Here is a 23216-nt window from a genome sequence, read left to right on the forward strand (position 1 = left end):
ACCGCCTCATCGCCGGCAAGCCAGCTCCTACAGTATCGGTGAAACGCTGATCTTCCCTGACAAGAGGTCCCATGCCCAACCGCCCGCCTCTCGACGCCGTTACCGCCCGCTGGATTCCCTGGGTGGTTGCCATTGCCTTCTTCATGCAGTCCCTCGACGGCACCATCCTCAACACCGCCCTGCCGGCCATGGCCCGGGACCTTGCCGAAGACCCGTTGCGCATGCAGGGCGTGATCATCGCCTACATGCTCACCGTCGCTTTGCTGATTCCCGCCTCTGGCTGGATTGCCGACCGCTTCGGCACCAAGAAAATCTTCTTCAGTGCGATCCTGCTGTTCAGTCTCGGCTCGCTGCTCTGCGCGCTATCGACCAGCCTGTCCCAGTTGATCGGTGCCCGCGTCATTCAGGGACTGGGCGGCGCATTGATGTTGCCGGTCGGGCGACTGGTGGTGCTGCGCGCCTACCCGCGCTCGGAACTGGTGCGGATCATGGGTTTCATCACCATTCCCGGCCTGCTCGGCCCGTTGATCGGCCCGACCATGGGCGGCTGGATGGTGCAGTACCTGACCTGGCACTGGATCTTCCTGATCAACCTGCCGGTGGGGTTGGTCGGCTGCTACGCCGTGTGGAGATTCATCCCGGACCTGCGCGGTTCCGAGCGCACCCGTTTCGATAGTCTGGGCTTCGTGCTGTTTGGCGCGGCGATGATTCTGATCACCATCGCCATGGAAGGCCTGGGCGAACTGCACCTGCCGCACTTGCGAGTGATGTTGCTGCTGTTCGGCGGCATGGCGTGCCTCGCCGCGTACTGGCTGCGCGCCGGGCATATCGAAAACCCATTGTTTGCGCCTTCGCTGTTCAAGACCCGGACCTTTGCCGTGGGCATTCTCGGCAACCTGTTCGCCCGCCTCGGCAGCGGTGCCCTGCCCTTTCTGGTGCCGTTGCTGCTGCAAGTGGCGCTGGGCTATTCACCGTCCCAGGCCGGGATGAGCATGTTGCCGCTGGCCGCTGCGGCGATGGTCGCCAAGTGGGTGGCGCGACCGCTGATCGAACGCCTGGGCTACCGCATCGTGCTCACCGGCAACACCCTGGCGCTGGGGATCATGCTGGCGAGCATGGGACTTGTCAGCGAGCAGACGCCATATTGGCTGCTGTTGTGTCTGCTGGCAGTGCTCGGGGCGATCAACTCCTTGCAGTTCACTGCGATGAACACCGTGACCCTGATCGACCTCGACGACGCCAGCGCCAGCAGCGGCAACAGCCTGCTGTCGGTGGTCGCGCAGTTGTCCCTGAGCCTGGGCGTTGCCTGCGCCGGTGCGCTGCTTGGCGGGTTCACGGCGGAGATTGGAAACGACGGCGTAGAGACGGTTTTGGGTGCATTCCAGCTGACCTTCGTGACCGTCGGAATCATGGCCATGCTGGCCGCGACCATCTTCTCGCAACTCTCAAAGGAAGACGGACGGCGCGTCAAGCGTCCGGAAGAGCACATCGAACCTTAGGGCGAATGGCCACCGGACTGGTACACTGCGCGACATTTTGTTTTGCAGGCCAGTCCCGTGACCACCATCGCCACCGAATTTAATACTTTGCCGCTGTCCGCCGCCATGCTGGCTAACCTCGACTCCCTCGGTTATGCCCAGATGACGCCGATCCAGGCGCAAAGCTTGCCGGTGATCCTCAAGGGGATGGACCTGATCGCCCAGGCCAAGACCGGCAGCGGCAAGACCGCTGCCTTCGGTATCGGCCTGCTGAACCCGATCAACCCGCGCTACTTCGGTTGCCAGGCACTGATCCTGTGCCCGACCCGCGAACTGGCTGATCAGGTCGCCAAGGAAATCCGTCGTCTGGCCCGCGCCGAAGACAACATCAAGGTCCTGACCCTGTGCGGCGGTGTTTCCCTCGGCCCGCAGATCGCTTCGCTGGAGCACGGCGCACACATCATCGTCGGCACCCCGGGTCGTATCCAGCAGCACCTGCGCAAGGGTTCGCTGGTCCTTCATGGCCTGAACACGCTGATCCTCGACGAAGCCGACCGCATGCTCGACATGGGTTTCTACGACTCCATCGAAGAAATCATCATGCAGGCCCCGGAGCGTCGCCAGACCCTGCTGTTCTCTGCCACCTACCCGGTAGGCATCAAGCAGCTTGCGTCAAAGTTCATGCGCAACCCGCAGCAGGTGAAGGCCGAAGCGTTCCACGACGACACGCAGATCGAGCAGCGCTTCTACGAAATCTCCCCGGACGACCGCATGAGCGCCGTGACCAAGGTCCTGGGTCACTTCCGTCCGGCGTCCTGCGTCGCCTTCTGCTACACCAAGCAGCAAGTGCAGGAAACCGTTGATCACCTGTCCTCCAAAGGCATTTCCGCCGTCGGCCTGCACGGCGATCTGGAACAGCGCGACCGCGATCAGGTGCTGGCAATGTTCGCCAACCGCAGTACTTCGGTATTGGTTGCCACCGACGTTGCTGCCCGTGGTCTGGACATCGATTCCCTGGACATGGTGATCAACGTCGAGTTGGCCCGTGATTCGGAAATCCACATCCACCGCGTCGGCCGTACCGGTCGTGCCGGTGAAAAAGGTCTCGCGATCAGCCTGGTCGCACCGTCCGAAGCACAGCGCGCACAAGCCATCGAACTGTTGCAAAAAACCCCATTGACCTGGGATCAGGTAGACAACCTTACCTCCCAGGGCGGTGGTCCGCTGCTGCCGCAGATGAGCACCCTGTGCATCGGCGCTGGCCGCAAGGACAAGGTTCGTCCGGGCGACATTCTGGGCGCCTTGACCGGTGACGCCGGCATTCCGGGCGCTCAGGTCGGCAAGATCGCGATCTTCGACTTCCAGGCTTACGTGGCCGTGGATCGCAGCGTCGCCAAGCAGGCCCTGCAGCGTTTGAACGACGGCAAGATCAAGGGCCGTTCGTTGCGCGTTCGCATCCTCTGATTCACTGTAGGAGCCGGCTTGCTGGCGATGAACGATGACGCGGTCGACCCGATGGACCGCAGCGTTTGCATCGCCGCAAGCCGGCTCCTACTGGTTTTGCGTTGGATTAAAAATTTGTGAGGACACCGTTTTGCGCTCTACCGAAGTCGTGATCATTGGCGCTGGCGCCGCAGGATTGATGTGTGCGCTGACAGCCGCTGGGCGCGGGCGCAAGGTGCTGTTGCTCGACCACGCCAACAAGGCTGGCAAGAAAATCCTGATGTCGGGTGGTGGCCGCTGTAATTTCACCAACATGTACACCGAACCGAACAATTTTCTCTCGCAGAACGCGCACTTCTGCAAATCCGCTCTGGCCCGTTACACCCAGTGGGATTTCATCGGCATGGTCGCTAAGCACGGCGTGCCTTACCACGAGAAAAAACTCGGCCAGTTGTTCTGCGATAACAAGTCCAGCGACATCCTCGAAATGCTTCTGAACGAGTGCGATCAGGTCGGCGTCAGCCTGCACCTGGACACCTCGATCCAGACCATCGAGAAGCTGGAAAAAGGCTATTTGCTGGATACGACGCTTGGTCAAGTGACGTGCGAATCCCTGGTGATCGCCACTGGCGGTCTGTCTATCCCGACCCTGGGCGCAACCGGTTTCGGTTATCAAGTGGCCAGGCAATTTGGTCACGAGCTGCTGCCGACCCGTGCCGGTCTGGTGCCGTTCACCATCACCGATCAGCTCAAGGAATTGTGCACCGAGCTGTCTGGCACGTCGGTGGATTGCCTGGTGAGCTGTAACGACCAGAGCTTCCGCGAAAATATCCTGTTCACTCACCGAGGCCTCAGCGGCCCGGCGATTCTGCAGATTTCTTCGTTCTGGGAATCCGGCGATACGGTCGAGATCAACCTGATGCCGGACCACGACGTGCCGAGCTGGTTACAACAGCAGCAGGCCGAACGCCCCAACAGCGAGCTGAAAACCCTGCTCGGTGAAATCTTCACCAAGAAGATGGCCAACCTGTTGGCGGACAACTGGTTCGTTTCCAAACCGATGAAGCAATACACCCACGCGGAAATGGCCGCCATCGCGGAAAAACTGGCAAGCTGGAAAGTCGTGCCGGCGGGCACTGAAGGCTACCGCACAGCCGAGGTGACTCTGGGTGGCGTAAACACCAATGAAGTCTCCTCCAAGACCATGGAATCGCTGAAAAGCCCTGGTTTGTACTTCATCGGCGAAGTGCTCGATGTGACCGGGCATTTGGGCGGGTTCAATTTCCAGTGGGCCTGGGCCTCGGGTTACGCGGCGGCGCAATACGCCTGACACCCAAAGCCCTGTAGGAGCTGGCTTGCCAGCGATGCGGACAACACGGTCTGCCAGACAGACCGCTTGATCATTCATCGCCAACAAGCCGGCTCCTACAAATGCCGTGTGTCACAGGGAAGGAACAAATTTTGCTGTCAGATGTGATCGGCGCCATTGCGTCGGCGTCATTAGTGGCTCAATTTAGCGTCATTGCCTCGGAAGGCCTTCGCACTTCATGTCATCGACTTCGCTCCGTCAGTCTCTGCGGCGCCTGTGGGCGCTGGATAAATTCAGCTACAGCGTGCGGGTGTTCATCGCCCTGACCGGCACCATGGCGCTGTGCTGGTATCAGGATGAAATGGGGCTATTGATCCCGTTGTTCCTGGGGATTATCGCCAGCGCCCTCGCCGAGACCGACGACAGTTGGCAGGGCCGCCTCAACGCGTTGGCGGTAACCCTGGTGTGTTTCGCCGTTGCCGCCCTGTCCGTCGAACTTCTGTTCCCCTATCCCTACCTCTTCATCATCGCTTTCGCCCTCGCCGCGTTCTGCCTGACCATGCTCGGTGCCTTGGGCGAACGCTATGGCGCGATTGCCTCGGCGACGCTGATTCTGTCGGTCTACACCATGATCGGCGTGGACCAGCGTGGCGGTGCGGTCACCGATTTCTGGCACGAGCCGGTGCTATTGGTGGCCGGCGCCGCGTGGTATGGCCTGCTGTCGGTGCTGTGGCAGGCGCTGTTTTCCAATCAACCGGTACAGCAGAGCCTGGCGCGATTGTTTCGGGAGCTGGGTTTTTACCTGAAGCTGAAATCGTCGTTGTTCGAGCCGATCCGGCAGATGGACGTGCAAGCACGACGTCTGGAACTGGCCCAGCAGAATGGCCGTGTTGTCGCCGCACTGAACGCCGCCAAGGAAATCATTCTGCACCGGGTCGGCAATGGTCGGCCGGGCTCGAAAGTCAGCCGCTACCTCAAACTCTATTTCCTCGCCCAGGACATCCACGAGCGGGCCAGTTCCTCGCACTATCCTTACAACGCCTTGGCCGAAGCGTTTTTTCACAGCGACGTGCTGTTCCGCTGTCAGCGCCTGCTGCGCCAGCAGGGCAAGGCTTGCCGGGCCCTGGCTGAGTCGATCCAGATGCGCCAGCCGTTCATCTACGACGCCAGCTTCGCCGAAGCGTTGAGCGATCTGGATGCCTCCCTCGAACACCTGCGCATCCAGAGCAACCCGGCCTGGCGTGGTTTGCTACGCTCGTTGCGGGCACTGACGGCGAACCTTGGCACCCTCGACCGTTTGCTCAGCGACGCCAGCAACCCCGATGCCCTGGCCGATGCCACCGACAGCAGCCTGCTCGATCGCTCACCCCGCAACCTCAAGGATGTATGGCTGCGTTTGCGCACGCAGCTGACGCCGACTTCGCTGCTGTTCCGTCATGCCCTGCGATTGCCCCTGGCCTTGAGTATCGGCTACGCCATGGTGCACTTGATCCACCCGTCCCAGGGTTACTGGATCATTCTCACCACGCTTTTTGTCTGCCAGCCGAACTACGGCGCGACCCGGCGCAAACTGGGTCAGCGAATCATCGGCACCGCCATCGGCCTGACTCTGGCCTGGGCGCTATTCGACCTGTTTCCCAACCCGCTGATCCAGTCGTGCTTTGCTATCGCCGCCGGGATCGTCTTCTTTACCAACCGCACCACCCGTTACACCTTGGCGACAGCGGCGATTACGTTGATGGTGCTGTTCTGCTTCAATCAGGTTGGCGATGGTTACGGTCTGTTCCTGCCGCGGCTGTTCGACACCTTGCTCGGCAGTCTGATCGCCGGGCTGGCGGTGTTCCTGTTCCTGCCGGACTGGCAGGGTCGACGCCTGAACAAAGTGCTGGCCAACACCCTGACCTGCAACAGCATTTACCTGCGCCAGATCATGCAGCAATACGCCGCCGGCAAAAGTGACGACCTGGCCTATCGCCTGGCGCGCCGCAACGCGCACAACGCCGATGCGGCGCTGTCGACCACCTTGGCCAATATGCTGATGGAGCCAGGGCATTTCCGTAAGGAGGCGGACGTGGGCTTTCGTTTCCTGGTGCTGTCGCACACGCTGCTCAGTTACCTGTCAGGCCTGGGCGCTCACCGCGAAACCCCGCTGCCGGCGGACGTGCGCGAGCACTTGATCGAAGGCGCCGGCGTGAAGCTGGCCGCCAGTATCGACGAGATCGCGCAGGGCCTGGCGAGCAAATCCGCGATTGCGATTCAGAGCGATGAAGAGGAAGCGCTGGCCAACGAGCTGGAACAAATGCCCGATGAAATCGATGAAGGCCAGCGATTGGTGCAGACTCAACTGGCGTTGATCTGCCGGCAGCTTGGGCCGCTGCGGACATTGGCGGCGCACCTGATCAAGGACACCAGTGAGGATTGAGATTTTCGCTGTCCGGACCGACGCAATCGCTGCCAAGCCAGCTCCCACAGGGTTATCTGGTGGTCACACGTTTTGCGTTCACCTTCGCCCACTGTGGGAGCGGGCCTGCCCGCGATGAGGCCGGCAATTCTGGATCCGCCTACTCACATCCCATGCTGCCTCATCAATTTGGCATAACTTCCATCCGCCTTCATTGCCGCTATCTCCCGGTCAAAACCGGCGACGATCTGCTGGTGCCTGGGGTTCTTCAGGCTGACCAGGATGTGCAGGCTGTTCTCGCTCAACGGCTTGGGGAGGAACTCCACGGCATTGCGTACTTTGGGTGATTCGCGCGCCAGGTAATAACGCGCGACGTACTCGTCTTCAAGGGTCAGCTTGACCCGGTCGGCAGCCAGCATGCGCACTGCCATGGCAAAGCTGTGCACCGGAACTTTCTGCATCGATTCGTCTTCATCGAACGCCGGCGAATAAGCATAACCGCGCACGACAGCGATCAGGTAAGTGTGCAGCTGCTGCAAATCGTTGTATTCAATCGGCGCGTCTTTGCGTTTGATAAAGCGCACGCGGTTGAGCAAGTACTCGCCGGAAAACTGGCCAATCTTCCTGCGCTCATCGTTGTACCAGGCGTTGACCAGCACATCGTAGCGCCCGTCACCCAATCCCATCAGCGCCCTTGCCCAAGGCACCTGTTCAAACTCACTGGCATAACCGGCCCTGGCCAATGCCGTGCTGACGATATCCGTGGCCAGGCCACCATTGACGAGCGTGGCATCGGTAAAGGGCGGCCAGGCATCAGCGACCAGGCGCAACCTTTCTGCTGCCGCACTTTGAACCAGCAACAATCCAATCAAGGCAACGGCTCGATGCAATCGCGGCATGCCAGAAAATCCTTAGTGGGCGGTTTACCCGTCTTGTTTTCAGCCAAAACCCCAAGGCCCGTTCCGGCATGCCCCGGGTACCCATCTTTAGCTCATCGAACCACTGCAAAGCCCTTCATTGCAGATTACACAAAGAAGTCTGCGCTGCGACAATTGAATGATGGCATTTTGGCCTTTATCACAGATTCCTCCGCCATAAAGACTTCTGCCGCCAGTGCGCTTAGTATCGGAACGACGTTTTCAGGGAGTAAAAAAATGACAGTCGATTGGATCTGCAAACATCACAGCGATCTGGGAAAGGAACAGCTGTATGCCATTTTGCAGCTGCGCGCCGAGGTGTTCGTCGTCGAGCAGCAGTGCGCTTATCAGGACGTGGATGGCCAGGACCTGGAAGGTGACACGTGCCACCTGATGGCTTGGGACGGCAATCAACTGGTGGCCTATCTGCGCTTGCTTGACCCTGAGCTGCAAGGCGGGGACGTCGTGATCGGCCGGGTGATCATCGCCCCGCACGCACGCGGCGCCGGGCTTGGACATACGTTGATGGACCAGGCGTTGAAGCAGATTGAAGAACGCTGGCCGCAGACACCAATCTACCTTTCGGCCCAGACGCATTTGCAGGGGTATTACGGGCGGTACGGATTTGTTGTGGCCGGTGAGGAGTTTGACGAGGACGGTATTCCACATATTGGAATGCGTCGTTCCTGACGGCCCCATCGCTGGCAAGCCAGCTCTCACAGGGTACCGATTGGATTGAAAAATTTTGATCCAACCGCGATTACTGTAGGAGCGAGCTTGCTCGCGAAGGCGTCAGCACAGGCAACGCAAATCTCAGGGATACTCCAACACCGCCTTGATCTCCCGCAGATGACGTTCGATCCAGCCTGGGTCAATCGCCCCCCAATCGCGGATCAGATAACACCCCGCATGGTTGCGAGCGCCCTCTTCCTGCTTGAATTCGCAAACGATATCCAGATCCGCCAACGCCACGATGGTGTCCTGAGCCGTGCGCCGGGGCATGCCGGTCGCTTCGATCAGTGCCGGTACGCTACTGGCCAGTCCACTGTCGATCAGGTACGCCACGTACAATCGGCGATAAAAGCTGCTTTTGGTTTTGCTTACGTCCGTCACGTTCAGTCCTTTCAATGTCAAAGATCGCCGCCTGCGGTAGCTCCTACAGGTCCCGCCACGTCAGGTACACCCGCACATCAAATTCGACCTGGTGATACCCCGGCAACATGTGTTCACACAACTTGTAGAACGCCTTGTTGTGGTCCGACTCCTTGAAGTGCGCCAGTTCATGCACCACGATCATTTTCAGGAACTCGGACGGCGCGTCCTTGAACAGCGACGCGATGCGGATTTCCTTCTTGGCCTTGAGCTTGCCGCCCTGCACACGGGAAATCGTGGTGTGCAGGCCCAACGCGCGGTGAGTCAGATCCAGGCGGTTGTCGAACAACACTTTGTCGATGGACGGAGCATTGCGCAGGTACTCCTGTTTGAGATCCAGCGCATACGTGTACAGCGCCTTGTCGCTCTGCACCGCGTGTTTTTCCGGGTAACGCTGGCTCAGGTAATCGCCCAGCCGGGCGTCGGCGATCAGCTGTCGCACCTGATCCTGCAAGTTGGCGGGATAGGCCTGGAGGTATTTCAACACGGTCATCGGGGCGGCATTAGAGTCACTGAAAGGTCGCCAGTGTAGCGAATTCAGCGGCTCAGCGCGCTCCAGTCGAATGGCTGCACAAATTCGCCAGAGTCTTCGGCTGTCATGGGCCGCGCAACCAGAAACCCTTGCACATACTCGCAGCCATTGGCTCGCAGCCAGTCATATTGCGCGACCGTTTCCACGCCTTCGGCAATCACCAGCATGCCGAACTGTTTGCACAGATCGATCACACTGCGCACCAATGCCGCATCGCGTACGGATTCCGGCAGCCGGGCGATCAAGTGGCGGTCCAGCTTGAGCGTGTCCAGTTCAAGGTCGCGCAGATGCGACAGCGAGCAGGACCCGCAACCGAAATCATCCAACGCCACCCGCACCCCGAGATCGCGCAGCAGGCGCAGTTGTTTGCGGGTTTCTTCGGGGTTATGCATCAAGGCTTCTTCCGTGACTTCGACTTCCAGATGACGCGGTTGCAAGCCATGACGCTCAAGCACCTGACGCAGTTCGGTGGCCAGATTGGGCATGCCGAATTGCGTGCTGCTCAAACTGATGCCCAGGACCAGGTCCTCGGTAAACAACGTTTCCCAGGCTTTGCGTTGTCCGGCGCTGCGATGGTAGATCCAGCTGCCCAGACGACTGATCAGCCGCGCTTCTTCCAGCAAGGGTAAAAACAGCCCCGGCGGCACATCACCAACACTCGGATGCTGCCAGCGCAGCAAGGCCTCGAATCCGCGAATCCGCCCGTCGGCGATCGCCACCTGAGGCTGATACACCAGATTGAAATCCCGATTGTCGATGGCGCTGCGCACGCTGTCTTCGAGCATCAGGCGCGAGCGTGCCCGTCCGTTCATCTCATGATCGTAGAATCGATATTGCTGACGCCCGGCACGCTTGGCTTCATACATGGCGATGTCAGCGGCCCGCAGCAGCCCATCAAGGTTGGCACCGCAATCGGGAAATGTGGCAATCCCGATGCTGGCCCCCAGGGCGATATCGAGCCCGTCAATTTGCTGACAGATCGATACTCGTTCGATGAGCTTCTCTGCAATCTTGGCCGCTTGCTCGGGAAACTCCAGATCCAGAAACGCCGTAAACTCGTCTCCGCCCATGCGGGCCAGAATGTCAAAGGGCCGTAGGCAGGATTTCAACTGTTCGGACACCCAACGCAACACACGATCGCCGGCGTCGTGCCCCAGGGAATCGTTGACACGCTTGAAACCGTCGAGATCCAGATACAGCAAGACCCAAGCGCTATCGGAACGCTCGCCCCGCAGCAACAGGTTTTCCACGGTCTGGTAAAAGCCCCGGCGATTGAGCAAACCGGTGAGTGGGTCAGTGACGGCCTGGAACTCCAGTTGCTGATGCAGATGGCGCACCACCGACATGTCCAGCACGGTCACCACCATCGACGGCTGCTCCGAGGGCAGTGGCGCGCAGGACAACGCGACCGGCAACTGCTGTCCGGGCGCCGTACGTAATACGGCATCGTGCAGACGCAGGGTTTCGCCCCGTTTGTAACAGGCGAAAAAATCGGATTCGGCCCAGACTGAAAAATGTGGTTTTTGCAGGTAATCGAGAAATTCTTCGCCTTGCAGTTCCTGCACCGTCGCGTTGAGCAGCCGCGAAATCGCCGGGTTGGCGAAGCGAATGACACCGTCCTCGCCCACTACCAGGATCCCTTCGGCGGCGTTGTCCAGCACCGACGCATTAAAAGCCCGAGCGCGCTCCAGGGCCTGACTAAGGCGCTGTAATTGTCGGCGATTGCGCTGATGCTCAAGCAGCGCCTGAACCTTGGGCTTGAGGATCTGTGGGTCGAAGGGCTTGAACAGATAATCCACGGCGCCGCTGGCGTAGCCCTTGATCACCGCGTCCTGGGACTGCTCATTGGCCGTCAGGAAGATAATCGGCGTGAGGCGAGTCCGCTGGCTTCCGCGCATGAGACGGGCCACTTCAAGTCCGTCCATGCCTGGCATCTGCACATCCAGCAGCACCAGGTCGACATCGTATTCAAGTAACAGGCCCAGCGCCTCGAAACCCGACGCAGCGGTAATGACCTGCCAATCCTGACGCTGCAGCAAGGCGCGCATGCTGATCAGATTTTCAGGGTAGTCATCGACTATCAATAATGTTGAGCGGCTTTCATCCGGCGTGGGTTGCGCGCATTCCATGCTGCTTCTCTTTCTGCGGGGGAGTCAGGCCGGTGTCTCGTGAAAACCGGACATTTACTAAGCCATTACTCTAGACCTGGATCCAATAAAGCAGTAGGTGTCAGTGCGCCATCATCTAACCAAAGGGTTAATTCGCCGACTAACGGTCACACCTGCAGGCCGCTAAAACCGGGACAGATGGCAATACGACAGGATGTTGGCGTCAACCATCTGCCAGACGGGCGTTAACAAACCACCCCTCCACGATTATAAAGACCGCCCCAAAAGGCGCGGGCTAGAGCTTCTGGCACGTGCGTGCAGCATGAATCAAATGGAAGAACCGACATGATCGACCTCGCAACCTGGAACCTCAGCGTTCCTGTTGGCAGCCCGCCGTACACCGTACAAACCTCCAGACTGGTGGACGGCTTCAAGGATCAATACTTCCATTCCGACACCGGCACCCTGTTTTTCTGGACCCCGGTGACCGGTTCTCGCACCGAAAATGCGATCTATCCGCGTACCGAACTACGCGAAACCTACAGCAATGGCACCTTGCGCAATTGGTATTACCCCGACGCCGACAACACCTTGCGCGCCACCCTGGCGGTCAACCAGGTGCCGAGTTCAGGGAAAATCGTCATTGGTCAAATCCATGCGTACGAAAGCCAAAAACCCATGGTGAAAGTGGAGTATCAGTACAAGACCAAAACCCAGACCGGCAACATCGTCGCGAAGGTACGCATGCACCCTACCGATGACACAGGCCGGGTGATCACCATTGCCACCGGGGTCAAACTCGACCGCGAATTCTCCTACCTCATTCACCTGAGCCCCGGCGGCGCGTTGGGCATCAGTGCGGCAGGCTACCAGTGGGACACCAACATAAGCGCGACCTGGCGCGACAAACCGCTGTATTTCAAAGCCGGGGTGTATGTACAGGACAACACCGGCTACACCAGCGAGGGCGGGAAGGTGACGTTCAGCAAGCTGGATATTGATCACGACAAGTAGAAAATCGCAGGCTTCGGCAGCTCCTACAGGTATTCAAACCGTAGGAGCTGCCGCAGGCTGCGATCATTGGATTTCAATAAAAAAAAACCCGCCTCTCGGCGGGTTTTTATGCGACTCAAACACTAAGGCTTAGTTGACCTTGGCGTTCAGCTCACCTTTCAGGTAACGCTGATACATGCCTTCCAGCGAGATCGCCTTGATCTTCGAAGCGTTGCCGGCAGTGCCGAAGGCTTCGTAGCGAGCGATGCACACGTCACGCATGGCGGTAACGGTGGCGCCGAAGAATTTACGTGGGTCGAACTCGCTCGGGTTGGTGGCCATCAGGCGACGCATGGCGCCGGTGGACGCCAGGCGCAGGTCGGTATCGATGTTGACCTTGCGCACGCCGTGCTTGATGCCTTCAACGATTTCTTCAACCGGTACGCCGTAGGTTTCTTTGATGTCGCCGCCGTACTGGTTGATGATCGCCAGCCACTCTTGCGGAACCGAAGACGAACCGTGCATCACCAGGTGAGTGTTCGGAATGCGCTTGTGGATTTCCTTGATGCGGTCGATGGCCAGCACGTCGCCGGTAGGCGGCTTGGTGAACTTGTAGGCGCCGTGGCTGGTGCCGATGGCGATGGCCAGGGCATCGACCTGAGTGCGTTTTACGAAGTCAGCGGCTTCTTCCGGGTCGGTCAGCATCTGACTGTGATCCAGAACGCCTTCGGCGCCGATGCCGTCTTCTTCACCGGCCATGCCGGTTTCCAGCGAACCCAGGCAACCCAGCTCGCCTTCTACCGAAACGCCGCAGGCGTGAGCCAAGGCTACAGTTTGTTGGGTCACACGGACGTTGTAGTCGTAGTCGGTCGGGGTCTTGCCGTCTTCACCCAGGGAACCGTCCATCATGACCGAGCTGAAGCCCAGTTGAATGGAGCGCTGGCAGACGTCAGGGCTGGTGCCGTGGTCCTGGTGCATGCACACCGGGATGTGCGGGAATTCTTCGATGGCGGCCAGGATCAAGTGACGCAGGAACGGTGCACCGGCGTATTTGCGAGCACCGGCCGAAGCCTGGACGATCACCGGGGAGTCAGTCTTGTCAGCGGCTTCCATGATGGCGCGCATCTGCTCAAGGTTGTTGACGTTGAAGGCTGGAACGCCGTAGCCGAACTCGGCTGCGTGGTCCAGCATCTGGCGCATGCTGATAAGTGCCATTGTGTGTATCTCTCCCGGTTGAGGGTCGTTAATCGTGCCAGCCTGCCGGAGCGGCGGCGGCTATTCAAGTTATTGCAGATCGGGGGTTGAGCCCGTACCTGCGAATTCAGTGCTGCATCTGGTCACTGCCCTCTGCAGGAGCGAGCCTGCTCGCGATGGTGGCCCAGACAACGCGGGCATTCAGGCACCCCGCGTTATCGTTAACGACCATCGCGAGCAGGCTCGCTCCTACAGGTACGGCATAGTCTGTTTATTGCGCCTTGCAGCCGCGGCCAATCAAATCATTGGTGGCGACCCAGTAAACCAGGCCTTCCTCACCTTTCATGTGAAACGCCAGCATGTCGTTGCTGTACAGCGAGCCCGACGCACCCGGTTCCTCTTTCAAGCGATAAACCTGATCGGCACCGCCCAGGCGCACGTCGACTTCTTTGCGGCTGTCATCGGTGAAGCGCCACAGCACTTTGGCCTGGCTGTCGCAGGTCCAGGCCGTCCAGTTATCCACGGGGGCGGACGACTGGAACGGATTCAGATAGGCGCACCCTGCCAGCAATGCCAGTGCCGTAACGGCGATAAAACCTTTCATCCATGTCCCTCGACCGATGGCACACGCCGCCGGCCCTGAGTAAAGAGTCAGACCCGTCAAGGGCAGCCATGTTCCTTGGCGGGGGTCTGTGTCTCGTATTTGTCCAGGCCATCAGGTCCGGAACGCTTGTTGAGCACCGGGTTGGTTTCCGCTTGCCAGTCGGCCTGGTAGCAACTTTTTTCCGGCGCGGATGGCGCAGGTTCCGCTGTGGCTTTCGGGTTACTCCCGCAAGCCACCAGTGAACCTGCGACAATCAACAGCGCTAGCGTCTTGACCATTTCAACACTCCCTTGCCTGGTCAAACGGGCGACCCTCAGGCCTTGGCCCGGCTTTCCAGGACTTCAACGGCTGGCAACACTTTGCCTTCAACGAATTCGAGGAACGCACCGCCGCCGGTAGAAATGTAGGAGATTTGCGCGGCAACGCCATATTTGTCGATGGCGGCCAGTGTGTCGCCGCCGCCAGCGATGGAGAACGCTGCGCTGTCGGCGATCGCCTGGGCCAAAACTTTGGTGCCGTTACCGAATTGATCGAACTCGAACACGCCGACCGGACCATTCCACAGAATGGTTTGCGACGACTTCAGCAACTCGGCGAAATTCGCCGCGGTCTGCGGGCCGATGTCCAGGATCATGTCGTCAGCCGCGACGTCAGCGATCAGCTTCACGGTGGCCGTCGCGCTTTCAGCGAATTCCTTGGCAACCACTACGTCGACTGGCAGCGGTACGCTGACCTTGGCGGCGATGGCGCGAGCGGTGTCCAGCAGGTCCGGCTCGTACAGGGATTTGCCGACCGGGTGACCGGCAGCGGCCAGAAAGGTGTTGGCAATACCGCCGCCCACGATCAACTGGTTGCAGATCTGGCTCAGGCTGTTCAGCACGTCGAGTTTGGTCGACACCTTGGAACCGGCGACGATGGCCGCCATTGGCTGGGCCGGAGCGCCCAGGGCTTTGCCCAGTGCATCCAGTTCAGCGGCCAGCAACGGGCCGGCAGCAGCAACTTTGGCGAACTTGGCCACGCCGTGGGTCGAACCCTCGGCACGGTGAGCGGTGCCGAAGGCGTCCATCACGAACACGTCGCACAGGGCTGCGTATTGCTGGGCCAGGTCGTCGGCGTTCTTTTTCTCGCCTTTGTTGAAGCGCACGTTTTCGAACAGCACGATGTCGCCGGCCTTGACGTCAACACCGCCCAGGTAGTCAGCGACCAGTGGCACTTCACGGCCCAGCGCCTTGCTCAGATAGTCGGCGACTGGCTTGAGGCTGTTCTCGGCCGAGAACTCGCCTTCGGTCGGTCGGCCAAGGTGCGAGCAGACCATCACGGCCGCGCCTTTTTCCAGGGCCAGCTTGATGGTCGGCAGCGAGGCCAGGATACGCGCATCGCTGGTGACAACACCGTCCTTGACTGGGACGTTGAGGTCTTCGCGGATCAATACGCGCTTACCTTGCAGATCGAGGTCGGACATCTTCAACACGGTCATGGGTCGCATTTCCTGAGTAGCTGATCTTAGAGAGCAGGTTTTTTTGAAGTCGCTGTTTGCAGATAGTGCTCTGCAACGTCCAGCATTCGGTTGGCAAAACCCCATTCGTTGTCGAACCAGGCCAGGATGTTCACCAGCCGAGGGCCGGAAACGCGGGTCTGACTGGCATCGACGATCGCCGAATGTGGGTCATGGTTGAAATCACAGCTTGCGTGAGGTAGCTCGGTGTAGGCCAGCAGGCCTTTGAGCGGTCCGCTGGTGGCGGCTTCGCGCAGGATCCGGTTGACTTCGCAGGCGTCGGTCGCGGTGGCGGTCTGCATCGTAATGTCGAGGCAGGACACGTTAACCGTCGGCACCCGCACGGCTTTGGCCTGAATTCGCCCGGCAAGTTCCGGCAACAGGCGTTCGATGCCGCGCGCCAGACCGGTGGACACCGGGATCACCGACTGGAACGCCGAACGGGTGCGGCGCAGGTCTTCGTGGTGATAGGCATCGATGACCGGCTGATCGTTCATCGCCGAGTGAATCGTGGTGATCGACACGTAATCCAGACCGATCGCCTGGTTCAGCAGACGCAACAACGGCACGCCGCAGTTGGTGGTGCAGGACGCGTTGGACACCAGCAGTTCGTCGCCGGTCAGGCAGTCCTGGTTCACGCCGTAGACGATGGTGGCGTCGACATCGGTCTCGCTGGCCATCGGCTGGGAAAACAGCACGCGCGGGGCGCCGGCGTCGAGGAAACGCTGGCCGTCTTCGCGCGTGTTATAAGCGCCGGAGCACTCCAGCACCAGATCAACGCCCAGGGACGTCCAATCGATGCCTTCGGGGGTGGCACTGCGCAGGACCTTCACGCAGTCGCCATTGATATGCAGACAATCGCCGTCGACTTTCACTTCGCCGGGAAAACGCCCGTGAGTAGAGTCGAAGCGTGTCAGGTATTCGATGCTGGCCATGTCCGCCAGATCGTTGATCGCGACAATTTCAAACCCGGCCTTGTCGCCTCGCTCGAACAACGCACGCAAGACGCAACGACCAATCCGGCCGTAGCCGTTGAGTGCAACTTTGTAGGGACGCGGTTGAGGCATGGGGTTCTCGATAGTATTCGCTAACAACACAACCCCTGTAGGAGCTGTCGAGTGAAACGAGGCTGCGATCTTTAAAGATCAAGATCAAAGGATCGCAGCCTTCGGCAGCTCCTACAGGGTATCGCAGATGCCGTTGTTGCTTAGTCTTCCAGCAACTCTTCAGCCTGACCCAGGATGTTTTCCAGGGTGAAACCGAACTCTTCGAACAAGGCAGGCGCAGGCGCCGACTCGCCGTAGGTGGTCATGCCGATCACGCGACCTTCCAGGCCCACGTACTTGTACCAGTAGTCTGCGTGAGCAGCCTCGATGGCGATACGGGCGCTGACCTGCAACGGCAGAACCGATTGCTTGTAGCCGGCGTCCTGGGCATCGAAGACGCTGGTACATGGCATGGAAACCACGCGAACCTTGCGGCCCTGCTCGGTCAGTTTGTCGAAGGCCTGAACGGCCAGACCCACTTCCGAACCGGTAGCGATCAGGATCAGCTCTGGCTCACCAGCGCAGTCTTTCAGCACATAACCACCACGGCTGATGTCGGCGATCTGGCCGGCATCACGGGTTTGGTGCTGCAGATTCTGACGCGAGAAGATCAGGGCCGAAGGACCGTCCTTGCGCTCCAGTGCGTATTTCCAGCTCACGGCCGATTCAACAGCATCGGCTGGACGCCAGGTGTCGAGGTTCGGCGTGCAGCGCAGGCTGGCCAGTTGCTCGATTGGCTGGTGAGTCGGGCCGTCTTCGCCCAGACCGATGGAGTCGTGGGTGTAGACGTGGATCACACGCTGCTTCATCAGAGCGGACATGCGCACTGCGTTGCGGGCGTATTCCATGAACATCAGGAAGGTCGCGCCGTAAGGCACCAGGCCGCCGTGCAGGGCAACGCCGTTCATGATCGCGGTCATGCCGAATTCGCGCACGCCGTAATACATGTAGTTGCCACTGGCGTCTTCGGCAGTCACGCCTTTGCAGCCTTTCCACAGGGTCAGGTTGGAGCCGGCCAGGTCAGCCGAACCGCCGAGGAACTCAGGCAGCAACGGGCCGAATGCATTCAGCGCGTTCTGACTGGCTTTACGGCTGGCAATGGTTTCGCCTTTGGCAGCGACTTCAGCGATGTAGGCCGAGGCTTTTTCGCTGAAATCAGCCGGCAGTTCGCCGCTCAGACGACGAACCAGTTCGTTGGCTTCGGTCGGGAATGCTGCGGAGTAGGCCGCGAAACGCTGGTCCCACTCGGCTTCGGCAGCTTTACCTGCTTCCTTGGCATCCCACTCGGCATAGATGTCGGCCGGAATTTCGAACGGGCCGTGGTTCCACTTCAGCGCCGCACGGGTCAGGGCGATTTCCGCGTCACCCAGTGGGGCGCCGTGGCAGTCTTCCTTGCCTTGCTTGTTCGGCGAACCGAAGCCGATGGTGGTCTTGCAGCAGATCAGGGTCGGCTGCTCGCTTTTGCGGGCCGTATCGATGGCGGTCTTGATTTCTTCCGGATCGTGACCGTCGACGTTGCGAATCACCTGCCAGTTGTAGGATTCAAAACGCTTCGGCGTGTCATCGGTGAACCAGCCTTCAACCTCGCCGTCGATGGAGATGCCGTTGTCATCGTAGAAGGCAATCAGCTTGCCCAGGCCCAGGGTACCGGCCAGGGAAGCGACTTCATGGGAGATGCCTTCCATCATGCAGCCATCACCCAGGAACACATAGGTGTGGTGATCGACGATGTTGTGGCCTGGGCGGTTGAACTGCGCCGCCAGGACTTTTTCAGCCAGGGCAAAGCCCACGGCGTTGGCCAAGCCCTGGCCCAATGGACCGGTGGTGGTCTCAACACCCGGGGTGTAGCCAAGTTCCGGGTGACCCGGGGTGCGGCTGTGCAGCTGACGGAACTGCTTCAGGTCTTCGATCGACAGGTCGTAGCCAGTCAGGTGCAGCAGCGAGTAGATCAACATCGAGCCGTGACCGTTGGACAGCACGAAGCGGTCACGGTCGGCGAAGGATGGATTGCTCGGGTTGTGCTTGAGGTAGTCGCGCCAAAGTACCTCGGCGATATCCGCCATACCCATGGGGGCACCCGGATGGCCGCTGTTGGCTTTTTGCACGGCATCCATGCTGAGGGCACGAATGGCGTTGGCACGCTCACGACGGCTAGGCATCGCTGTTCTCCTGGGGGCTTGATTAAAACGAATCGGAAAAAAGGCGAGCATTTTCCCTCACCCGGACGCCTCGGGGCAATGACAGATAGTCATCTGAAGGCGTTTTTCCAACGGATAACGGCGGTTTCGGTTGGTGAATCCTTTCCGCCGTCCGTTTGTTGACTGAAGCTAACGCCTGGAAGTGCCATCTATCGTGCAATATCAAAACTTTTTGATATTGCCCTTGCGATGCTTTCGACCCATGACTAGACTGCCGGCCCTATGAACTTACGCGTGCCCTCCATTCAACATGACGATTGCGATGAGCTGGCGGCCCTGTGCAAGGCTGGCGGCGATCCTCTGCGGTTGAATGTCTTGCGCGCATTGGCCAACGACTCGTTCGGCGTGCTGGAACTGGCGCAGATTTTCGGCATTGGCCAGTCGGGCATGAGCCACCACCTCAAGGTCCTGGCCCAGGCCGACCTGGTGGCGACCCGCCGTGAGGGCAACGCGATTTTCTACCGTCGCGCCCTGCCTCACACCGAACTGCTGGGCGGCAAACTGCACGCCGCGCTGCTCGACGAAGTGGACAACCTGACGCTGCCGGCTGACGTACTGGGGCGCATCGCGCAGGTCCATGGGCAACGCGCAGCGGCCAGCCAGGACTTTTTTTCACGGGTCGCGGAGAAGTTTCGCGCCCAGCAAGACCTGATCGCCGGCCTGCCGCAGTACCGCGACAGCGTGGTGGCCCTGCTCGACAAGTTGAGCTTCGGTCAAGGCGCCACAGCCATTGAAGTCGGCCCCGGAGACGGCGCATTTCTGCCGGAACTGGCGCGCCGCTTCACCGAGGTCACGGCGCTGGACAACAGCACCGCGATGCTCGAACTGGCGCGCCAGGTCTGCGAACGCGACAAGCTGACTAACGTCAGCCTGCAACTGGCCGACGCCTTGAACGGCGTCTCTCTCAAGGCCGATTGCGTGGTACTGAACATGGTGCTGCACCACTTTGCCGCACCGGCCGATGCACTCAAGCACATGGCCCACTTGCTGCAACCAGGCGGTAGCCTGTTAGTGACAGAGTTATGTAGCCACAACCAGAGTTGGGCCAAGGAGGCCTGCGGTGATCTCTGGTTGGGGTTTGAACAGGACGATCTGGCCCGTTGGGCCACCGCTGCGGGACTCGTTCCCGGGGAAAGCCTCTATGTAGGCTTACGTAATGGTTTCCAGATCCAGGTCCGTAACTTTCAGCGGCCGGCTGGCGACACTCACCATCGGTAATTTCAGGAAAACATCGAGATGAGCGAATACTCCCTTTTCACCTCCGAGTCCGTGTCTGAAGGGCATCCGGACAAAATCGCCGACCAGATTTCTGATGCGGTGCTGGACGCCATCATTGCTGAAGACAAGTTCGCCCGTGTGGCGTGCGAGACTCTGGTGAAAACGGGCGTGGCGATCATCGCCGGCGAAGTTACCACTTCGGCCTGGGTTGACCTGGAGCAGATCGTTCGTGACGTGATCACCAACATCGGCTACACCAGCTCCGACGTTGGCTTCGACGGCGCGACCTGCGGCGTGATGAACATCATCGGCAAGCAGTCCCCGGACATCAACCAGGGTGTCGACCGTGCCAAGCCTGAAGATCAGGGCGCCGGCGACCAGGGCCTGATGTTCGGCTACGCCAGCAATGAAACCGACGTGCTGATGCCTGCACCGATCACCTTCTCGCACCAGCTTGTACAAAGGCAAGCTGAAGCCCGTAAATCCGGCCTGCTGCCTTGGCTGCGTCCGGACGCCAAGTCGCAAGTAACCTGCCGTTACGAAAACGGCAAGGTTGTCGGTATCGACGCCGTCGTTCTGTCGACCCAGCACAACCCTGAAGTGTCGTACAACGACCTGCGCGAAGGCGTGATGGAGCTGATCGTCAAGCACGTGCTGCCTGCCGAACTGCTGTCCAAGGACACCCAGTTCCACATCAACCCGACCGGCCAGTTCATCATTGGCGGCCCAGTGGGTGACTGCGGTCTGACCGGTCGCAAGATCATCGTCGACAGCTACGGCGGCATGGCCCGTCACGGCGGCGGCGCATTCTCCGGCAAGGATCCATCGAAGGTTGACCGTTCGGCAGCCTACGCCGGGCGTTACGTGGCCAAGAACATCGTAGCTGCCGGCCTGGCTGAGCGTTGCGAGATTCAGGTGTCCTACGCCATCGGTGTTGCCCAGCCGACGTCGATCTCGCTGAACACCTTCGGCACCGGCAAGATCAGCGACGACAAGATCGTCAAACTGGTCCGCGAAGTGTTCGACCTGCGTCCATACGCGATCACCACCATGCTCGACCTGCTGCACCCGATGTACCAGGAAACCGCAGCGTACGGCCACTTCGGTCGCACCCCGGCAACCAAGACCGTTGGTGACGACACTTTCACCACGTTCACATGGGAGAAAACCGACCGCGCCGACGCCCTGCGTTCCGCTGCCGGCCTGTAACTTCCTGCTGCACCCAAAAGCCCCGCACGGTTCGCGCCCTGCGGGGCTTTTTATTGGGGTTGGCTTTACACCGTGGCGCGGCCAGTCCTGTCACCGGCAATACCCGGCAAAACACCCCCTCGCTGCACCAACTGATACTGATCTAGCCTTCACGCACCTCACCGAGCAAGGACGCTCAAGATGCTTCCCGACCTGCGCCTGCTTTTTTCCGCTCTTCTGACCGTTGCCCACCTGACCGCCAGCGCCACTGAGTGCCCCGACTGGCCTTCCGAACGCGCCCTGAATGAAGTCGGCAAGCTGCAACAGCAAATCGACATCTGGGACGACAACTATCATCGACAAGGTCGCTCACTGGTTGCCGATGAACTCTATGATCAGTCCCACGCGCGGCTGAGCAGTTGGCGCCAATGCTTCAATCTGGGCCCTGCCGCGGATCCTTTACGCACGGCTCGCGGGACAATCTCCCACCCGATTGTCCATACCGGGCTGGGAAAACTGCACGATGCAAGTGCTGTCGAAAAATGGTTGCGCGACCGGGTAGATGTCTGGGCACAACCGAAAATCGACGGCGTGGCGGTCACGCTGATTTACCGTAATGGACAACTGGCTCAGGCAATCAGTCGCGGCGACGGCGTAAAGGGTCTGGACTGGACAGTGGCCGCACGGCAGATTCCGGCCATTCCCAACCAGTTATCACAATCCCTGAACCTGCTTGTACAAGGTGAAATCTATTGGCGCCTGAACAAACACGTACAAGCCCGGGACGGCAGTCTCAATGCCCGTGCCACGGTGGCCGGGTTGATGGGTCGCAAGATGTTGAATGATGCACAGGCTGCCGGTATCGGTGTGTTCGTCTGGGACTGGCCCCAAGGCCCGGCGAGCTTGCCAGCACGAGCGGCTGCATTGAATGAATTGGGTTTCCCCGACACCGTCGCGTATAGCCAGCCGATCCATGGACTGGCCGACGCCGAACGCTGGCGCGACCACTGGTATCGCTCCGCCCTGCCCTTCGCCAGTGACGGCATTGTCCTGCGCCAGAGCCAGCGTCCGTCCGCCGACCGCTGGCAGGCGAAACCGCCTTACTGGGGCGCGGCCTGGAAGTACCCGTTCGCCCAGGCTCTGGCCGACGTGCGCAAGGTTCACTTCCAGATCGGACGGACCGGGCGCATTACCCCGGTGCTGGAGCTCAAACCGGTGAAACTGGATGATCGGCAAATCAAGCGTGTCAGCGCCAGCTCCCTGCAACGCTGGCAGGAGATGGATATTCGCCCGGGCGATCGGGTCTCCATCAGCCTTGCCGGCCTGACGATTCCGAGGCTCGATGACGTCGTTTTGCGCAGTACGGAACGCGTTGAATTAAACGTGCCCCAGACCGAGAACTTTCATCCGTTGAGCTGCTGGCAGCCGACCCCTGGATGCGAAAGCCAGTTTCTTGCGCGCCTGACCTGGCTTAGCGGCAAACAAGGCCTGGCCTTGCCCCATGTCGGCGCCGGCACCTGGGAAAAACTTCTTGCAACAGGTCACCTGAATAGCCTGCTGGATTGGATGACCCTTGATGCCCGAGAGCTTGCTAACATTGACGGTTTCGGCGAACGCAGTGCAATGCGTCTTGCTGCCAGTTTCAGCAGCGCCCGACAACGTCCTTTCGCTCGCTGGCTCAACGCGTTGGGATTGCCGCCGACAGGCCAGGCGAAACTCGCCGACTCATGGCAGGCACTGGCACAACGAAACACCGAACAGTGGCAGGCCGAAGCCGGTATCGGACCGGGGCGCGCGGCACAATTGAACGCCTTTTTCCGCGATCCGCAGGTGCTGGCTCTGAGTGAAACGTTACGTGACATCGGGATCGACGGCTTTTAGCCGACGTCCACCGGGAACCCCAAGGTGTCGATCGGCTCAAACAAGCCATCGTCACCCCG

At 59.9% G+C, this 23216-nt stretch carries 19 protein-coding genes; 9 read left to right on the forward strand and 10 right to left on the reverse strand.

Annotated features, from left to right (window positions below; all coding sequences use genetic code 11):
* The first annotated feature begins 71 nt into the window (after positions 1–71).
* The 4 genes from mdtD to yccS all read left to right on the forward strand — a co-directional run bounded on the left by mdtD (position 72) and on the right by yccS (position 6652).
* Positions 72–1499: a multidrug transporter subunit MdtD gene (gene mdtD, locus AD668_RS25000; RefSeq protein ID WP_053163137.1), complete on the forward strand. Its 1428-nt coding sequence runs from the start codon at positions 72–74 to the stop codon at positions 1497–1499.
* Between the two features lie 105 nt (positions 1500–1604).
* On the forward strand, positions 1605–2942 hold the full coding sequence (gene dbpA / locus AD668_RS25005) for an ATP-dependent RNA helicase DbpA (RefSeq protein ID WP_256220785.1): 1338 nt from the start codon (positions 1605–1607) through the stop codon (positions 2940–2942).
* A 130-nt stretch (positions 2943–3072) separates the two neighbouring features.
* Complete coding sequence (locus AD668_RS25010) at positions 3073–4251, forward strand: NAD(P)/FAD-dependent oxidoreductase (RefSeq protein WP_053163141.1); 1179 nt, start codon at positions 3073–3075, stop codon at positions 4249–4251.
* 217 nt (positions 4252–4468) lie between these two features.
* Complete coding sequence (yccS, locus tag AD668_RS25015) at positions 4469–6652, forward strand: YccS family putative transporter (RefSeq protein WP_053163143.1); 2184 nt, start codon at positions 4469–4471, stop codon at positions 6650–6652.
* A 143-nt stretch (positions 6653–6795) separates the two neighbouring features.
* Here yccS and AD668_RS25020 read toward each other — a convergent pair whose 3' ends face one another.
* A complete protein-coding gene (locus AD668_RS25020; RefSeq protein WP_053163145.1) occupies positions 6796–7530 on the reverse strand; it encodes an ABC transporter substrate-binding protein in 735 nt (244 codons plus the stop codon).
* A 255-nt stretch (positions 7531–7785) separates the two neighbouring features.
* On the opposite strand from AD668_RS25020, the gene AD668_RS25025 reads away from it, so the two are divergent.
* Positions 7786–8238 carry a GNAT family N-acetyltransferase gene (locus tag AD668_RS25025; protein ID WP_053163148.1) on the forward strand — a complete coding sequence of 151 codons (453 nt, stop codon included), beginning with the start codon at positions 7786–7788 and terminating at the stop codon, positions 8236–8238.
* 123 nt (positions 8239–8361) lie between these two features.
* Here AD668_RS25025 and AD668_RS25030 read toward each other — a convergent pair whose 3' ends face one another.
* Genes AD668_RS25030 through AD668_RS25040 form a run of 3 tightly spaced genes read right to left on the reverse strand, consistent with a single transcriptional unit; the run spans position 8362 to position 11361 of the window.
* Positions 8362–8661 carry a helix-turn-helix domain-containing protein gene (locus AD668_RS25030; protein ID WP_053163828.1) on the reverse strand — a complete coding sequence of 100 codons (300 nt, stop codon included), beginning with the start codon at positions 8659–8661 and terminating at the stop codon, positions 8362–8364.
* Between the two features lie 43 nt (positions 8662–8704).
* Positions 8705–9193, reverse strand: a complete 489-nt coding sequence (locus AD668_RS25035) for a M48 family metallopeptidase (RefSeq protein ID WP_053163149.1) — start codon at positions 9191–9193, stop codon at positions 8705–8707.
* A 44-nt stretch (positions 9194–9237) separates the two neighbouring features.
* Positions 9238–11361: a bifunctional diguanylate cyclase/phosphodiesterase gene (locus AD668_RS25040; protein ID WP_053163151.1), complete on the reverse strand. Its 2124-nt coding sequence runs from the start codon at positions 11359–11361 to the stop codon at positions 9238–9240.
* Between the two features lie 324 nt (positions 11362–11685).
* Between AD668_RS25040 and AD668_RS25045 the strand changes: the two genes are divergently transcribed.
* Entirely contained in the window at positions 11686–12354 is a 669-nt protein-coding gene (locus tag AD668_RS25045; RefSeq protein ID WP_053163152.1) for a polysaccharide lyase family 7 protein, read from the forward strand.
* A 129-nt stretch (positions 12355–12483) separates the two neighbouring features.
* Here the strand turns inward: AD668_RS25045 and fba are convergent, their stop codons facing one another.
* From fba to tkt, 6 genes are all read right to left on the reverse strand, one after another.
* Entirely contained in the window at positions 12484–13548 is a 1065-nt protein-coding gene (gene fba, locus AD668_RS25050) for a class II fructose-bisphosphate aldolase (protein ID WP_053163154.1), read from the reverse strand.
* A 250-nt stretch (positions 13549–13798) separates the two neighbouring features.
* Positions 13799–14131 carry an MliC family protein gene (locus AD668_RS25055; protein WP_053163157.1) on the reverse strand — a complete coding sequence of 111 codons (333 nt, stop codon included), beginning with the start codon at positions 14129–14131 and terminating at the stop codon, positions 13799–13801.
* 56 nt (positions 14132–14187) lie between these two features.
* Complete coding sequence (locus AD668_RS25060; RefSeq protein WP_053163159.1) at positions 14188–14409, reverse strand: hypothetical protein; 222 nt, start codon at positions 14407–14409, stop codon at positions 14188–14190.
* 35 nt (positions 14410–14444) lie between these two features.
* The gene (locus AD668_RS25065) at positions 14445–15608 is read right to left on the reverse strand and encodes a phosphoglycerate kinase (RefSeq protein ID WP_053163161.1); all 1164 of its coding nucleotides are present in this window, start codon (positions 15606–15608) and stop codon (positions 14445–14447) included.
* A 26-nt stretch (positions 15609–15634) separates the two neighbouring features.
* Positions 15635–16693 (reverse strand): erythrose-4-phosphate dehydrogenase, encoded by a 1059-nt coding sequence (epd, locus tag AD668_RS25070; protein ID WP_053163163.1) that lies wholly within the window; start codon positions 16691–16693, stop codon positions 15635–15637.
* A gap of 140 nt (positions 16694–16833) precedes the next feature.
* Positions 16834–18831, reverse strand: a complete 1998-nt coding sequence (gene tkt / locus AD668_RS25075) for a transketolase (protein WP_053163165.1) — start codon at positions 18829–18831, stop codon at positions 16834–16836.
* 261 nt (positions 18832–19092) lie between these two features.
* Between tkt and AD668_RS25080 the strand changes: the two genes are divergently transcribed.
* From AD668_RS25080 to ligB, 3 genes are all read left to right on the forward strand, one after another.
* Positions 19093–20088 (forward strand): metalloregulator ArsR/SmtB family transcription factor, encoded by a 996-nt coding sequence (locus tag AD668_RS25080; protein ID WP_053163168.1) that lies wholly within the window; start codon positions 19093–19095, stop codon positions 20086–20088.
* Between the two features lie 18 nt (positions 20089–20106).
* A complete protein-coding gene (gene metK / locus AD668_RS25085; protein ID WP_008050251.1) occupies positions 20107–21297 on the forward strand; it encodes a methionine adenosyltransferase in 1191 nt (396 codons plus the stop codon).
* A gap of 180 nt (positions 21298–21477) precedes the next feature.
* Positions 21478–23157 carry an NAD-dependent DNA ligase LigB gene (ligB, locus tag AD668_RS25090; protein ID WP_053163171.1) on the forward strand — a complete coding sequence of 560 codons (1680 nt, stop codon included), beginning with the start codon at positions 21478–21480 and terminating at the stop codon, positions 23155–23157.
* Positions 23158–23216: the final 59 nt, after the last annotated feature.

Source organism: Pseudomonas sp. P1.8, from assembly GCF_001269805.1.
In the GTDB taxonomy this organism is placed as follows: Bacteria; Pseudomonadota; Gammaproteobacteria; order Pseudomonadales; family Pseudomonadaceae; genus Aquipseudomonas.